Source organism: Streptomyces sp. NPDC048650, assembly GCF_043199095.1.
In the GTDB taxonomy this organism is placed as follows: Bacteria; Actinomycetota; Actinomycetes; order Streptomycetales; family Streptomycetaceae; genus Streptomyces.
On the sequence record NZ_JBICVM010000002.1, the window covers coordinates 767,797 to 782,319 of the forward strand.

Genomic DNA, 14,523 nt, shown 5'->3' on the forward strand with positions numbered 1-14,523 from the left:
GGCGTGGAGGGGGCGGAGGCACGGCCGGGTCGCCGCTCACATCCGCCCCGCCCTGCGCTCGGTGGCCAGCAGCCACAGCAGATAGCCGCCGCCGAGCATTCCGGTCAGCACCCCCACCGGCAGCTGGTCGGCGCCGAACAGGCGTTGCGAGACCCAGTCAGCGGCGACCAGCAACGCGGCGCCCATCAGGGCGGCGGGCAGCAGATTGGGGCCGGGCGAGCGGGTGAGGCGGCGGGCGAGCTGAGGTGCGGTGAGAGCCACGAAGGCGATGGGGCCGGCCGCGGCGGTGGCGGTGGCGACGAGCAGGACCGAGGCCAGCAGCGTCACGATGCGCACCCGGTCGACGCGTACCCCGAGCGCATAGGCGGCGTCGTCGCCCATCTCCAGCATCCGCAGCGGGCGCCCGTGGAACAGCACCAGCGGGACGAGGACGACGCTGACGGCGGCCAGCGGCCAGACCTGGTCCCAGTCGCGGCCGTTGAGGGAGCCGTTCATCCAGATGGTGGCCCGGGTCGCCTCGACGATGTTCGCCTTCGTCAGGAGGTAGAGCACGACGGCGTAGAGCATCGCGCCGGCACCGATGCCGACGAGCACGAAACGGTAGCCCTGGATGCCGCGCTTCCAGGCGAGCAGGAAGATGGCGATGCCGGTGGCCACGCCGCCGACGACCGACCCGGCGGCCACCGCGAGGACCCCGCCCTGGAAGTAGACGATGACGACCAGCGCGCCGACGGACGAGCCCTGGGCGAAGCCGAGCACGTCGGGACTGCCGAGCGGGTTGCGGGAGACGGTCTGGAAGACGGCGCCGGCAATCCCGAAGGCGGCGCCGACCAGCAGCCCCACCAGGACCCGCGGCAGCCGGAGGTCCTGGACGATGAACGCCTGACCGGGGTTGCCGCCGCCGGTGAGCGCGCCGAGCACCTCGGCCGGCGTCATGGGGTAGTCGCCGGAGCCGATCAGCGCGATGCCGGCGGCCAGGGCGAGGACCAGGAGCAGCAGGCAGACCACCGCGGCCCGTACGTCCAGGCGCAGCGAGAGCCCGCCCCCGGTACGGACGGCGGCCGCCCGCCGGGCCCGCCCCTCACGCGTCGTGCCCTCCTGGGGCTTCACAGTCGAGCTCACAGCTGGGCCATCCTCCGACGCCGTACGAGATAGATGAAGACCGGACCGCCGATGACGGCCGTGACGATGCCGACCTGCAGCTCGCCGGGCCGGGCCACCACCCGGCCGAGGATGTCCGCGCTGAGCAGCAGAACCGGCGAGAGCACCGCGGAGTACGGCAGGATCCAGCGCATGTCGGGGCCGGTGAGGGCGCGTACGGCGTGCGGGACCATCAGGCCGACGTAGACGATCGGTCCGCAGACCGCGGTCGCCCCGCCGCACAGCAGGGTGACCGCGAGCATCGCCATGACGCGGGTGCGGGTGAGCCGGGTGCCCAGGGCCCGCGCCTGGTCGTCGCCGAGCGCCACGGCGTTCAGCGGCCTGGCGAGCAGCAGCGCGAGGGCGGCGCCCACCGCGAGGAACGGGGCGATGGCGGTGACCGTGGACGTGGTGGCGGTGGCCAGCGAACCCACCGTCCAAAAGCGCATCTTGTCCAGGGCCGCGGTGTCCATGAGGTTGACGGCGTTGAGGTAGCCGGTCAGGACGGCGGTGAGGGCGGTGCCGGCCAGAGCGAGGCGGACCGGTGTGGCGCTGCGGGTGCCGCCCAGCACGTAGACGGCGACGGAGACCACCGCGGCGCCGAGGAAGGCGAACCACACATAGCCGGTCAGGGAGGTGATGCCGAAGAAGCTGATGGCGGAGACGACGGCGGCCGAGGCACCGGCGTTGATGCCCAGAACTCCGGGGTCCGCGAGGGGGTTCCGGGTCAGCGCCTGCATGACCGTGCCGGCCAGGCCCAGGGCGGCGCCGACGATGACGCCGAGGAGGGTGCGGGGCAGGCGCACATCGCGGATGACGACGTCGGTGTCGGTGCCGGAGTAGTGGAACACCCCGTGCCACACCTGGTCGAGGGGGATCTGTTTGGCGCCGACGACGATGCCGAGGACGGTGATGACGGCCAGCACGGCCAAGGCGGCGACCAGCCCCGCCGAGCGCGTGAGCTGTCGGCGCGGCGGCGTCACCGGGGGCGGAGCCGGGGCCGTTGTTGCTTCGGGGGGACTGTCGACCAACACGGTGGTTAGGTTAGCCTACCCTCATATCCACCTGCAGGCCCCTTCTCCGGGGCCCTGCCCTGCCTGCCTCTTAGAGAGAAGCCCACCCGCCATGAGCACCTCCCGAAGCGTACCTCCGTCCCGCCGCGGCATCCTGGCCGCGGGCGGCGCCGTCGGCATCGGCGCCCTGCTCGCCGCCTGCGGCGGCGGCAAGGGCTCGGAGGGCGCCAACGGCGGCGCCGAGGGCGGCCCGTGGTCCTTCACCGACGACCGCGGGAAGAAGGTCTCCCTCAAGAGCACCCCACAGCGCATCGTCGCCTTCACCGGCACCGCCGCCGCGCTGCACGACTTCGGGATCGACGACCGGATCGTCGGCGTCTTCGGCCCGACCAAGCTCAAGAACGGCAAGCCCGATCCGCAGGCCGGGGACCTCGACATCGGCAAGGTCACCATCATCGGCAACGCCTACAACCAGTTCAACGTCGAGAAGTACGCGAGCCTGGCACCCGACCTGCTGATCACCAACATGTACGAGCCGGGCGCGCTGTGGTTCGTCCCGGACGACAGCAAGGACAAGATCACCAAGCTTGCCGAGTCCGTCGCCATCACCTCCGCCCGGGTTCCGCTCGTCAAGATCATCGAGCGCTACGCCGAGCTGGCGAAGTCGCTCGGCGCCGACCTCGGGGCGAAGAAGGTCACCGACGCCAAGGCCCGCTTCGAGAAGGCCGCCGGGGCGCTGCGCAAGGCCGCGAAGGCGCACCCGGTCAAGGTGCTCGCCTGCTCCGGCAGCCCCGACCTCTTCTACGCCTCCAACCCCGGCATCAACGCCGACCTCATGTACTACAAGTCCCTCGGCGTCGACCTGATCGTTCCCGACCACCTCGACAAGGGCGGTTACTTCGAGAGCCTGAGCTGGGAGAACGCCGACAAGTACAAGGCCGACGTCCTGCTCCTGGACAACCGGACCGCCACCCTCCAGCCCAAGGACCTGGCGGCCAAGCCCTCCTGGAGCAGGCTGCCCGCCGTCAAGGCCGACCAGATCGCCCCTTGGTCGAGCGAGCCGCGCTTCTCGTACGCGGGTGCGGCGCCGCTCCTCGAGTCGCTCACCAAGGCCATCGAGAGCGCCAAGAAGGTCAGCTGACATACGGCCGCGGTGGCTCACCGGTCCACGGCCACCGCGGCTCACCCACCCCCCGCACCGCTACGGAAGGTCCCCCGCCATGACCACGACCGCCGCACCCGCCACCGCGCCCTTCCGCTTCTTCGATGTCCACGTCGTCCGCGCCAGGCGGGTGAGCACCTCGGTGGTCCGGATCACCTTCGGCGGCGAACGGCTGGACGAGCTGGCCTCCGGCGGTCGCGATCAGCGCTTCAAGATCTTCCTTCCGCAGCCGCACCAGGAGCGCCCGGTCTTCCACGACACCGGGGACGGCTGGTACACCACCTGGCGGGCCCAGGACCCGGCCGAACGCCCGGTGATGCGCTCGTACACCATCCGCGAACAGCGCCATGAACCCCGCGAGTTCGACGTCGACTTCGCGCTGCACGGCGCCGGTTCCCCGGCGGACACCGCAGCCGGCGGCCCCGCGTCCCGCTGGGCCGCCCACGCCCGGCCCGGCGACCGGCTGACCGTCCTCGCCCCGGCCGTCGAGGACAACGGCGGGGTCGACTTCCGGCCGCCGCCCGGCACCGACTGGATCCTGCTCACCGGCGACGAGACCGCGCTGCCCGCCATCGCCGGCATCCTGTCCTGGCTCTCCCCCCGCACCCACGCCAAGGTGTGGATCGAGATCGCCCACGAGGACGACCGGCAACCGCTGCCCACCTTCGCCGACGCCGACATCACCTGGCTGGTCAGGGACGGGGCGCGCGCCGCACACCACGAACCGGTGCTGGAAGCGCTGCGCGCCGCGGAGCTGCCCGAGGGCACGCCGTACGCCTGGGTCGCCGGCGAGGCGGGCACCGTCAAGGCGGTCCGCCGGCATCTCGTCCGCGAGCGCGGAATCGACCGCAGGGCCGTGAAGTTCACCGGCTACTGGCGGCGCGGCGCCACCGAGGAGGACCTGATCGCGGAGCTGACGGCGGGCGCGGCTGCCGCCTCCGACGAGGACTGAGTCCCTCCTGCCGCCCCCGGCCGCCGGCAGGGAACGGGCCCCGCACGACCGGGGCCCGCATCCCTCACCGGCCGAGCCGCACCCCTCACCCTCCGATCCGCGCCAGCGCCTTCCCCGCGTCCAGCGCACAACTGCCGTCCCCCGCCGCCGTCCAGGCCGCCGCGCACAGCGCCCGCAGCCCGTCCAGGGGTTCCCCCTCGCCGTCCAGGACGAGCGCGTCACCGACCGCGCGGGCCTGCCAGCCGCCGCACCGGAAGCCGCCGTCGGCCGCGCTCACCGCGGGCTGCGGGCGCAGCAACCCCCGCAGGTCGGCGTCCACATACGTCGGCCGGTGCGGCGGCGGCGCGGCCAGCAGACCGGCCGCCGTGGTGACGCCGGTGAGCACCAGCAGCGAGTCCACTTCGCCGTTGTGGGCACCCTCGATGTCCGTGTCGAGCCGGTCGCCGATCACCAGCGGCCGCTTCGCCCCGGTCCGCAGGACGGTCTCGCGGTGCATCGGCGGTTGCGGTTTGCCCGCCACCTGCGGCGTACCGCCCGCGGCGATCCGCACGACCTCCACCAACGCGCCGTTGCCGGGGGCGATCCCGCGCTCCTTGGGGATGGTCAGGTCGGTGTTGGACGCGAACCACGGCACCCCGCGCTGCACCGCGTACGCCGCCTCCGCCAGCCGCGCCCAGTCCAGCGTCGGCTCGAAGCCCTGCACCACGGCCGCCGGTTCGTCGTCCGCCGACTCCACCGGCGTCAGGCCGCGCTCGCGCAGCGCCACCCGCAGCCCCTCGCCCCCGACGGCGAGCACCCGTGCGCCGGCCGGCACCTGCTCGGAGATCAGCCGTGCCACCGCCTGCGCCGAGGTGATCACATCGTCCGGGCCGGTCGGCAGCCCGAAGCCGGTGAGCTGATCGGCGACCGCCTGCGGGGTGCGGGCGGCGTTGTTGGTGACGTACGCCAGATGCATCCCGCCGTCGCGTGCCGTGGTCAGCGACCCGACGGCGTGCTCGATGGCCTCCCCGCCGGCGTAGACGACGCCGTCCAGATCCAGCAGTGCGGTGTCGTACGCCGCACTCAGCGCGCTCTCGCACCCGTCGGGCTGCCTGCGAACCTGCTCGTTCATCCGTCTCGCTCCCTGCTCCGCACGTCGTCCACCCAAGTGTCCGACGCCGCCCCGCACGACCGCGCTCCGGGGCCGTTCTCCCGTCGCGCAGATACCGATATTTCCAGCCAGCCACGGGCTGTACCCCGATCTTCCCTCATCGCCCGATCGGCATAGCATTCTTCAATGACCACCACCGACGGCCTTCGCCTCCTCCCGTTCCGTGGACTGCGCTACGCCCCGGACCGGGTCAGCAGCCTGACCGCTGTCACCTCCCCGCCGTACGACGTCGTGGTCCGACCGGACGGTGTGCGCGAACTGGAGACCGCGGATCCCTACAACATCGTCCGGCTGATCCTTCCGCACGCCGCGGACCCCGCCACCCGCCACCGCCAGGCCGCCGACACCCTGCGCCGCTGGCGCGACGAGGGCGTCCTCACGCCGGACGCCGAGCCCGCGCTGTACGTGTACGAGCAGCGCAGCGGCGAGGTCCTGCAGCGCGGGCTGATCGGCGCGCTGCGCCTGGACGGGCCGGTGCTGCCGCACGAGGACGTCATCCCGGAGGTGGTCGAGGACCGGGCCGCGCTGATGCGGGCGGCGGCCGCCAATTTCGAGCCGTTGCTGCTCTCCTACCGCGGCCACGGCACGGCCACCGGCGCCACCGCCGTGATCGAGCGGACGGTGCAGTCCGTCCCGCTGCTCGCCACCACCACCGAGGACGGCTTCGCGCATCGCCTGTGGGCCGTCACCGACCCCGCCGACCTGGCCTCCATCGACGAGGACCTCGGCCGCCGGGAGGCCCTGATCGCGGACGGCCACCACCGCTGGGCGACGTATCAGCGCCTGTACGAGCAGTTGCCGGGCGCGACTTCGGACTCGCCCTGGGCCTTCGGCCTGGTGCTGCTGGTCGACACCGCACGTCATCCGCTCCAGGTCCGGGCGATCCACCGTGTCCTGCCGCATCTGCCGCCGGAGACGGCGCTGGCGGAGGTGGCCGGCGCCTTCCGCGTCCGGCGGCTGCCGGGCGAGCTGTCCGCCGCCCTGAAGTCACTGCAGGAGACACCCGGAAACGCCTTCGTCCTGGCCGGTGGCCCGGACTCGTTCCACCTCCTGGACCGCCCCGATCCCGGCCTGCTCGACCGCACGATCCGCACCGACCGGCCGGAGGTGTGGCGACGGCTGGATGCCACCGTTCTGCACTCCGTCCTCCTGGACGCGGTCTGGCGCATTCCCGATCATCCGTCGGACATCGGCTATCTGCATCACGCCGAGGCCGCGGTCGAGCAGGCCGCCCGGCACGGCGGCACGGCCGTCCTGATGCGTGCCACCTCCGAGGACACGGTCCGTCAGCTCGCCCGGTGCGGCGTGACCATGCCGCGCAAGTCCACCTCCTTCGGCCCCAAGCCGGCCACCGGTCTCGTGCTGCGCACGCTGGACGACGAGATGAACTGAACCCACCACCGGCGCCCCCTGAGCCACCCCGTGCCACCCGGATGACTAGTTAGGTTAGGCTTACCTCACTACGTCGCCCGGGTGGGTCCTCCACCCCTGCGCAGGACGTGGTCAAGTCCGTATCAGGGAGGACACCTTCATGAGTCTCCTGGCGCCCTTCGCCGAGGACCCGTCGCCCGCCGGCATATCCCCCGCCGCGCCGGCCGACAGCAGAAGCCAGCTGCTCAACGGCGCCACGGCCGCCCGCTACCGCGACGCCGTCACCGCATCCGTCGCCCGCGTCAGCGCCAAAATCGCCGCCACCGAGCGCCCGTTCACCGGCATCTCCGTCGACGGCCTCGCGCCCACCGTGGCCTCCGTCGACCTCGAGGCGCCGCTGCACGACCCGGCCGCCGCACTCGACGAACTCGAAGAGGTCTACCTCCGCGACGCCGTCTACTTCCACCACCCGCGCTACCTCGCGCACCTCAACTGCCCCGTGGTGATCCCCGCGCTGATCGGCGAGGCCGTCCTCACCGCGGTCAACTCCTCGCTGGACACCTGGGACCAGAGCGCCGGCGGCACCCTCATCGAACGGCGGCTCGTCGACTGGACCACGGATCGCATCGGCCTCGGCGAGCGGGCCGACGGCATCTTCACCAGCGGCGGCAGCCAGTCCAATCTCCAGGCCATGCTCCTCGCCCGCGACGAGGCATGCCGCCGCGAACTCACCCGCGACGACGCCCCCGCCGAGGCCCGGCTCACCGACGTCCTGCCGCGGCTGCGCATCCTCACCTCCGAGTGCAGCCACTTCAGCATCCGCAAAGCCGCCACCATGCTCGGCATGGGCGCGGAAGCCGTCATCGCCGTCCCCACCGACGAGGACAAGCGGATGCGCACCGCCGACCTGGCCGCGCAACTGGCCCGCTGCCACCAGGAGGGCCTCATCCCGATGGCCGTCGTCGCCACGGCCGGGACCACCGACTTCGGCTCCATCGACCCGCTTCCCGAGATCGCCGACCTGTGCGCCCGGCACGGCGCCTGGATGCACGTCGACGCGGCATACGGCTGCGGCCTGCTGGTCTCCCGCCGCCGCGAGCTGCTGTCCGGCATCGAACGCGCCGACTCGGTGACCGTCGACTACCACAAGTCCTTCTTCCAGCCGGTCAGTTCGAGCGCCGTCCTGGTCCGCGACCGCGCCACCCTCCGGCATGTCACGTACCACGCGGACTACCTCAACCCGCGCCGGATGGCCGAGCGACGCATCCCCAACCAGGTCGACAAGTCGATCCAGACCACCCGCCGCTTCGACGCCCTCAAACTCTGGCTCACCCTGCGCATCATGGGCGCGGCGGGCATCGGCGAGCTCTTCGACGAGGTCATCGACCGCGCCGCGGACGCCTGGAAGCTCCTCCACGACGACCCCCGCTTCGAGGTCGTCGTCGAACCCCGGCTGAGCACCCTCGTCTTCCGCTACGTACCCGGCGCCGACCTGGACCCGCAGCTGAGCGACCGGGTCAACCTGCATGCGCGGGAGGCCCTGTTCGCCTCCGGCGACGCCGTCGTCGCGGGCACCGTCGTCGACGGCCGCCACTACCTCAAGTTCACCCTGCTCAACCCGGAGACCACGCTCGAGGACATCGCCACCGTCCTCGACCTGATCGCCGAGCACGCCGGCAGCTGCCTCGCCGAGCGGCCCGAACCGGCCCTCAGCGCCCACTGACCCGCCCGAGCCGACCACCCCCATCGGAGACGCCGTGTCCGCCCCTTATGACTTCATCGCCATCGGCCTGGGCCCCTTCAACCTCGGACTGGCCTGCCTGACCGAGCCGGTCGACGGACTCGACGGCCTGTTCCTCGACAACAAGCCGGCCTTCGACTGGCACCCCGGCATGATGCTGGACAGCACCCACCTCCAGGTCCCCTTCATGGCCGACCTGGTCACCCTCGCCGACCCCACCTCCCCGTTCTCCTTCCTCAACTACCTCAAGGAATCGGGGCGGATGTACTCCTTCTACATCCGCGAGAGCTTCTATCCGCTGCGCGCCGAGTTCAACGACTACTGCCGCTGGGCGGCCGGCAAACTCGACTCCGTCCGCTTCGGCCACCAGGTCACCAGCGTCGCGTACGACGAGGGCGACGAGCTGTACGTCGTCCGGGCCGAGCACCTGCCCACCGGCGAACGCCTCACCTTCCGCGCCCGCAAGCTCGTCCTGGGCACCGGCACCCCACCGCACATCCCCGACGCCTGCCAGGGCCTGGGCGGCGACCTGCTGCACAACGCCCACTACCTGGAGGCCAAGGCCGCCCTCCAGGCCAAGGACTCCATCACCCTGATCGGCAGCGGCCAGAGCGCGGCCGAGATCTACTACGACCTCCTCCAGGACATCGACAGCCACGGCTACCACCTGACCTGGGCCACCCGCTCCCCCCGCTTCTTCCCCCTCGAATACACCAAGCTCACGCTGGAGATGACCTCACCGGAGTACGTGGACTACTTCCACGCCCTCCCCCCGGCCACCCGCGACCGCCTCAACGCCACCCAGAAGCACCTCTACAAGGGCATCGACTCGGAACTGATCAACGACATCTTCGATCTGCTCTACCAGAAGAACCTCGCTGGCCCCGTCCGCACCAGCATGCTCACCAACACCGCACTGGAACAGGCGAGTTACGACGAGCCGAGCGGCACCTACACGCTCGGTCTGCGCCAGGAGGAACAGGAGCAGGACTTCACCCTCGACACCCAGGGCCTGATCCTCGCCACCGGCTACCGCTACCGCGTACCCGACTTCCTCACCCCGGTCCGCGACCGCATCGCCTGGGACCACGCCGGCCGCTACGACGTGGCCCGCAACTACAGCATCGACACCACCGGCCACGACATCTTCGTGCAGAACGCCGAGCTGCACACCCACGGCTTCGTCACCCCCGACCTCGGCATGGCCGCCTACCGCAACTCCTGCATCATCCGCGAGCTGCTCGGCCGCGAGCACTACCCGGTCGAAAAGGCCATCGCCTTCCAGGAGTTCGCCGCTCCGGCCGGCCCGCACCGCCCCCTGGAGATCCCCGCATGAGCACCACCCTCTTCGCCCGCACCGACGCCGCACTCGGGGAGTTCTCGCTGCGCCCGGTCGACCCGGCTGCCGACGCCGAGCTGCTGCACGGCTGGGTCACCCACCCCAAAGCCGTCTTCTGGCTGATGCAGGAGTGCGACCGCACCGAGGTCGAGAAGGAGTTCGCCCGCATAGCCGCCGACCCCTTCCACGACGCCTACCTCGGCCTGCACAACGGCACCCCGGCCTTCCTGATGGAACGCTACGACCCCGCCCACCGGGAACTGGTCGGCATCCACAGCGCCGAACCCGGCGACGTCGGCATGCACTTCCTGACGGCCCCCGCCGCCGCCCCCCTGCACGGCTTCACCCACGCCGTGATCACCACCGTCATGGAGATGCTCTTCGCCGACCCGGCGACCCACCGCATCGTCGTCGAACCGGACACCCGCAACACCGCCGTCCACGCCCTCAACAAGGCCGTCGGCTTCGAGATCGTCCGCACCGTCTCCCTGCCCTCCAAAGACGCCTGCCTCAGCACCTGCACCCGCGACCAGTTCCTGGCCACCCGAGGAGACCTCTGATGACCGCCCCCTCCCCCGGCACCCCGCACCTCACCGCCCAGGACGCCGTCGCCCACCTCACCCCGGACCTCTGGGCCCGCGCCAACCGCCTCCTGATCCGCAAGGGCCTCGCCGAATTCGCCCATGAACGGCTGCTCGCCCCCCAGCGCCTGCCGGGCGACGGCCACTACGTCGTACGCAGCGACGACGGCGCCACCGAATACCGCTACGCCGCCCGCAGACTGGCCCTCGATCACTGGCAGGTCGATCCCGACAGCATCACCCGCCACCGCGACCGGGCCGAGCTCCCCCTGGACGCAGTGGAGTTCTTCATCGAACTCCGCAACACGCTCGGCCTCGGCGAGGACATCCTGCCGGTCTACCTCGAAGAGATCAGCTCCACCCTCTCCGGCACCGCCTACAAACTCGCCGCCGCCCGGGCCGCCGCCCCCGAGCTCGCCAAGTCCGCCTTCCAGGACATCGAGACGGGCATGACCGAGGGCCACCCCTGCTTCGTCGCCAACAACGGCCGGCTCGGCTTCGGCATCCACGAGTACCACGCCTACGCCCCGGAGACCGCGAACCCCGTGCGGCTGCTGTGGCTCGCCGCCCACCGCGACCACGCCACCTTCACCGCGGGCAGCGGCCTCGACTACGACACCCTCATCCGCGACGAACTGACCGCGGAGACCCGCAACCGCTTCACCACCGCCCTCACCGCGCTCGGCCTCGACCCCGACGACTACTACTTCTTCCCCACCCACCCCTGGCAGTGGTGGAACAAGCTCTCCGTCACCTTCGCCGCCGAAGTCGCCCAGCAGCGCCTGGTCTGCCTCGGCCCCGGCGACGACGACTACCTCGCCCAGCAGTCGATCCGGACGTTCTTCAACACCACCGCCCCCACCAAGCACTACGTGAAGACGGCGCTGTCCGTCCTCAACATGGGCTTCATGCGCGGCCTCTCCGCCTCCTACATGGAGGCCACCCCGGCCATCAACGACTGGCTGGCCCGCCTGATCGACGCCGATGACACGTTCCGGTCCGCCCGCTTCTCAATCATCCGCGAGCGCGCGGCCATCGGCTACCACCACCGCCAGTACGAGGCCGCCACCGCCAAGGGCTCCCCGTACCTCAAAATGCTCGCCGCCCTCTGGCGGGAAAGCCCGGTCGCCGGCCTCGTGCCGGGTCAGCGCCTCGCCACCATGGCCTCCCTCCTCCACACCGACGACGACGGTGCCGCCCTCGCCGCCGCCCTCATCGAGGAGTCCGGCCTCGAACCGGCCACCTGGCTCCGCCGCTACCTCGACACCTACCTCACCCCCGTCCTGCACGCGTTCTACGCCTACGACCTGGTCTTCATGCCGCACGGCGAGAACGCGATCCTGGTCATCGAGGACGGAGTGGTCACCCGCACGATCTTCAAGGACATCGCCGAGGAGATCGCCGTCATGGACCCCGACGCGGTCCTGCCGCCCGACGTCGAACGCATCCGCGCCGACGTCCCCGAGGACAAGAAACTCCTCTCCGTCTTCACCGACGTCTTCGACTGCTTCTTCCGCTTCCTGAGCGGCATCCTCGCCGACCGCGACGTCCTCCCCGAGGAGTCCTTCTGGCGCACGGTCGCCGACTGCGTCACCGACTACCAGGCAGCCCACCCCCACCTCGCCGACAAGTTCGCCCAGTACGACCTGTTCGCCGACGAGTTCGCGCTCTCCTGCCTCAACCGCCTCCAGCTGCGCAACAACCAGCAGATGGTCGACCTCCAGGACCCGGCCGGCGCCCTCCAGCTCATCGGCACCCTCCGCAACCCCCTCGCCCGCTACGCCCCCTGACACCCCCGAACGACGAAGGGCGGGACCCCGGTGGGGTCCCGCCCTTCGTCCTTACCGCTTCACCACTCAGCCCTGCTCGGGCCGCCCCTCACCTTCGGCGCCCTCGGCACCGTCGACATCGCCGACGGACCCGTCAACTGCGTCATCGAGCTCGTCGCCGTCCTCCATCACGTCGGTGAACTGCACACCGTCCAGCTCCGCCAGCCGGTCCGAGGCGTCCGTCGTGCCCGCCTGGTCGGCCTCCAGCGCCTTGGCGAACCAGTCGCGCGCCTCGCCCTCGCGCCCGACCTCCAGCAGCGCGTCCGCGTACGCGTACCGCAGCCGGGCCGTCCACGGGTGCACCGCGGTCGACGCCAGCTCGGAGCTCTGCAGCGTCACGACCGCCGCGTCCGCCTGCCCCATGTCCCGCCGGGCACCCGCCGCGACCAGCCGCATCTCGACCTGACCCGCCCGGTCCAGCCGCTGCACCTCGGGCTCACCGGCCATCGCCATGGCCTTCTCCGGACGACCGAGCCCGCGCTCGCAGTCCGCCATGACGGGCCACAGCTCCACGCTGCCGGTCATCCGCCGCGCCGCCCGGAACTCCGCCAGCGCCTCGCTGTACTTGCCGACCGCGTACGCCGCGAAGCCCGCGGCCTCGCGCACCGCCGCCACACGGGACGCCAGCCGCAGCGCCACTCGCGAGTACCCGTACGCCTTCTCCGGGTCCTCATCCAGCAGCTTCGCGACCATCACCAGGTTCTTGGCGACGTCCTCGGCCAGCGTCTTGGGCAGGCTCAGCAGCTCCTGCCGCACATCCTTGTCGATCTCGTCACCGGTGACGTCGTCCGGAATCGGGATCCGCTTGATCGGCTCACGGTCCGGACGCTCATCACGCCGGTCGTCCCGCCCGCGCCCCGCACCGTACGGCCGGCGCCCCCGCTCATCGTCCCGCCGGAACCCACCACGGTCCCCACCACGGTCGTCCCGACGCGGCCCCCGGTCATCCCGACGGAACCCGCCCCGGTCACCACCGCGATCACCACCGCGGTCATCACGTCGGTCACCACCGCGGTACCCACCACGGTCGCCGCCACCGGACGGACGGTCATCACGTCGGAAACCACCACGGTCGCCGCCGCGGTCATCCCGCCGCTCGCCACCACGGTCGTCCCGACGGAACCCGCCACGGTCGCCGCCGGACGGCCTGTCATCCCTGCGGAATCCACCACGGTCCCCACCGGACGGACGGTCATCCCTGCGGAACCCACCACGGTCACCACCGCGGTCATCGCGCCGGTCACCACCGCGGTATCCGCCCCGGTCGCCACCGGACGGGCGGTCGTCCCTGCGGAACCCACCACGGTCACCACCGCGGTCATCCCGCCGCTCGCCACCACGATCGTCCCGACGGAAACCGCCACCACGCTCATCATCACGACGAGGCCCACGCGGCCGGTCATCACGCCGGTCACCACCACGGAACCCACCACGGTCCCCACCGGACGGACGGTCGTCCCGACGGAAACCACCACGGTCACCACCGCGGTCATCGCGCCGGTCACCACCACGATCGTCCCGACGGAACCCACCACGGTCACCACCGGACGGACGATCATCACGCCGGAACCCACCACGGTCACCACCGCGGTCATCCCGCCGCTCGCCACCACGATCGTCCCGACGGAAACCGCCACCACGCTCATCATCACGACGAGGCCCACGCGGCCGGTCATCACGCCGGTCACCACCACGGAACCCACCACGGTCCCCACCGGACGGACGGTCGTCCCGACGGAAACCACCACGGTCACCACCGCGATCGTCCCGCCGGTCACCACCACGATCGTCCCGACGGAACCCACCACGATCGCCACCGGACGGACGATCATCACGCCGGAACCCACCACGGTCACCACCGCGGTCGTCGCGACCAGCAGAGCCGCCACCGCCCCCGGACGGACGGCCACCGCGGTCGTTGTCACGACGCGGCGCCCGGTCATCACGCCGGAAACCACCGCGGTCACCGCCGTCGCGCCGCTGCTGCGGCCGACGCTCCGAACGATCGTCGGAAGAGTTGGTGGACATCGACGTGACTCCTGTCTTCGGTACTGCATTCATTCTCACGCACCGACGACTTCGGCGCGCTTCGGCAAAACAAAAAGGACCCTTGGTCCCAGCTGAACGCTGGGACCAAGGGTCCTTGAAAGATTGTTCGGCGGCGTCCTACTCTCCCACAGGGTCCCCCCTGCAGTACCATCGGCGCTGAAAGGCTTAGCTTCCGGGTTCGAAATGTAACCGGGCG

12 protein-coding genes and 1 rRNA gene are annotated in these 14,523 nt (G+C 71.3%); 7 read left to right on the forward strand and 6 right to left on the reverse strand.

Annotated features, from left to right (window positions below):
• Window positions 1-36 precede the first annotated feature (36 nt).
• Entirely contained in the window at window positions 37-1,122 is a 1,086-nt protein-coding gene (locus ACGFML_RS09270) for a FecCD family ABC transporter permease (RefSeq protein WP_393541634.1), read from the reverse strand.
• Window positions 1,119-2,174, reverse strand: coding sequence for a FecCD family ABC transporter permease (locus ACGFML_RS09275; protein WP_393541635.1), 1,056 nt, complete (start codon window positions 2,172-2,174; stop codon window positions 1,119-1,121). The genes ACGFML_RS09270 and ACGFML_RS09275 overlap by 4 nt, the downstream gene beginning before the upstream one ends.
• 91 nt (window positions 2,175-2,265) lie before the next feature.
• Here ACGFML_RS09275 and ACGFML_RS09280 point away from each other — a divergent pair, with 91 nt between their 5' ends.
• Together ACGFML_RS09280 and ACGFML_RS09285 are read left to right on the forward strand one after the other, a co-directional pair.
• On the forward strand, window positions 2,266-3,294 hold the full coding sequence (locus tag ACGFML_RS09280) for an ABC transporter substrate-binding protein (RefSeq protein ID WP_393541637.1): 1,029 nt from the start codon (window positions 2,266-2,268) through the stop codon (window positions 3,292-3,294).
• A 79-nt stretch (window positions 3,295-3,373) separates the two neighbouring features.
• Window positions 3,374-4,267, forward strand: a complete 894-nt coding sequence (locus ACGFML_RS09285) for a siderophore-interacting protein (RefSeq protein ID WP_393541639.1) — start codon at window positions 3,374-3,376, stop codon at window positions 4,265-4,267.
• Window positions 4,268-4,352: 85 nt separating this feature from the next.
• Here the strand turns inward: ACGFML_RS09285 and ACGFML_RS09290 are convergent, their stop codons facing one another.
• A complete protein-coding gene (locus tag ACGFML_RS09290; RefSeq protein ID WP_393541641.1) occupies window positions 4,353-5,378 on the reverse strand; it encodes an HAD-IIA family hydrolase in 1,026 nt (341 codons plus the stop codon).
• A 165-nt stretch (window positions 5,379-5,543) separates the two neighbouring features.
• Here ACGFML_RS09290 and ACGFML_RS09295 point away from each other — a divergent pair, with 165 nt between their 5' ends.
• From ACGFML_RS09295 to ACGFML_RS09315, 5 genes are all read left to right on the forward strand, one after another.
• Window positions 5,544-6,809 carry a DUF1015 family protein gene (locus ACGFML_RS09295; protein WP_393541643.1) on the forward strand — a complete coding sequence of 422 codons (1,266 nt, stop codon included), beginning with the start codon at window positions 5,544-5,546 and terminating at the stop codon, window positions 6,807-6,809.
• A 139-nt stretch (window positions 6,810-6,948) separates the two neighbouring features.
• On the forward strand, window positions 6,949-8,511 hold the full coding sequence (locus ACGFML_RS09300; RefSeq protein ID WP_393541645.1) for a pyridoxal phosphate-dependent decarboxylase family protein: 1,563 nt from the start codon (window positions 6,949-6,951) through the stop codon (window positions 8,509-8,511).
• A 34-nt stretch (window positions 8,512-8,545) separates the two neighbouring features.
• Window positions 8,546-9,865, forward strand: a complete 1,320-nt coding sequence (locus ACGFML_RS09305; protein WP_393541646.1) for a lysine N(6)-hydroxylase/L-ornithine N(5)-oxygenase family protein — start codon at window positions 8,546-8,548, stop codon at window positions 9,863-9,865.
• Window positions 9,862-10,428 carry a GNAT family N-acetyltransferase gene (locus ACGFML_RS09310; protein ID WP_393541648.1) on the forward strand — a complete coding sequence of 189 codons (567 nt, stop codon included), beginning with the start codon at window positions 9,862-9,864 and terminating at the stop codon, window positions 10,426-10,428. The genes ACGFML_RS09305 and ACGFML_RS09310 overlap by 4 nt, the downstream gene beginning before the upstream one ends.
• A complete protein-coding gene (locus ACGFML_RS09315; protein WP_393541650.1) occupies window positions 10,428-12,239 on the forward strand; it encodes an IucA/IucC family protein in 1,812 nt (603 codons plus the stop codon). The genes ACGFML_RS09310 and ACGFML_RS09315 overlap by 1 nt, the downstream gene beginning before the upstream one ends.
• 66 nt (window positions 12,240-12,305) lie before the next feature.
• Here ACGFML_RS09315 and ACGFML_RS09320 read toward each other — a convergent pair whose 3' ends face one another.
• The 3 genes from ACGFML_RS09320 to rrf all read right to left on the reverse strand — a co-directional run.
• Window positions 12,306-13,079 carry a hypothetical protein gene (locus ACGFML_RS09320; RefSeq protein WP_393541690.1) on the reverse strand — a complete coding sequence of 258 codons (774 nt, stop codon included), beginning with the start codon at window positions 13,077-13,079 and terminating at the stop codon, window positions 12,306-12,308.
• A complete protein-coding gene (locus tag ACGFML_RS09325) occupies window positions 13,016-14,203 on the reverse strand; it encodes a hypothetical protein (RefSeq protein ID WP_393541693.1) in 1,188 nt (395 codons plus the stop codon). The genes ACGFML_RS09320 and ACGFML_RS09325 overlap by 64 nt, the downstream gene beginning before the upstream one ends.
• Window positions 14,204-14,431: 228 nt before the next feature.
• Window positions 14,432-14,523 (reverse strand): 5S ribosomal RNA (gene rrf / locus ACGFML_RS09330); the annotation flags it as partial.

What these genes read in the sequence shown, in the direction of transcription:
- ACGFML_RS09280 (WP_393541637.1), top strand. Translation starts at nt 2,266, where the DNA reads ATGAGCACCTCCCGAAGCGTACCTCCGTCCCGCCGCGGCATCCTGGCC.
- ACGFML_RS09285 (WP_393541639.1), top strand. Translation starts at nt 3,374, where the DNA reads ATGACCACGACCGCCGCACCCGCCACCGCGCCCTTCCGCTTCTTCGAT.
- ACGFML_RS09290 (WP_393541641.1), bottom strand. Translation starts at nt 5,378, where the DNA reads ATGAACGAGCAGGTTCGCAGGCAGCCCGACGGGTGCGAGAGCGCGCTG.
- ACGFML_RS09295 (WP_393541643.1), top strand. Translation starts at nt 5,544, where the DNA reads ATGACCACCACCGACGGCCTTCGCCTCCTCCCGTTCCGTGGACTGCGC.
- ACGFML_RS09300 (WP_393541645.1), top strand. Translation starts at nt 6,949, where the DNA reads ATGAGTCTCCTGGCGCCCTTCGCCGAGGACCCGTCGCCCGCCGGCATA.
- ACGFML_RS09310 (WP_393541648.1), top strand. Translation starts at nt 9,862, where the DNA reads ATGAGCACCACCCTCTTCGCCCGCACCGACGCCGCACTCGGGGAGTTC.
- ACGFML_RS09315 (WP_393541650.1), top strand. Translation starts at nt 10,428, where the DNA reads ATGACCGCCCCCTCCCCCGGCACCCCGCACCTCACCGCCCAGGACGCC.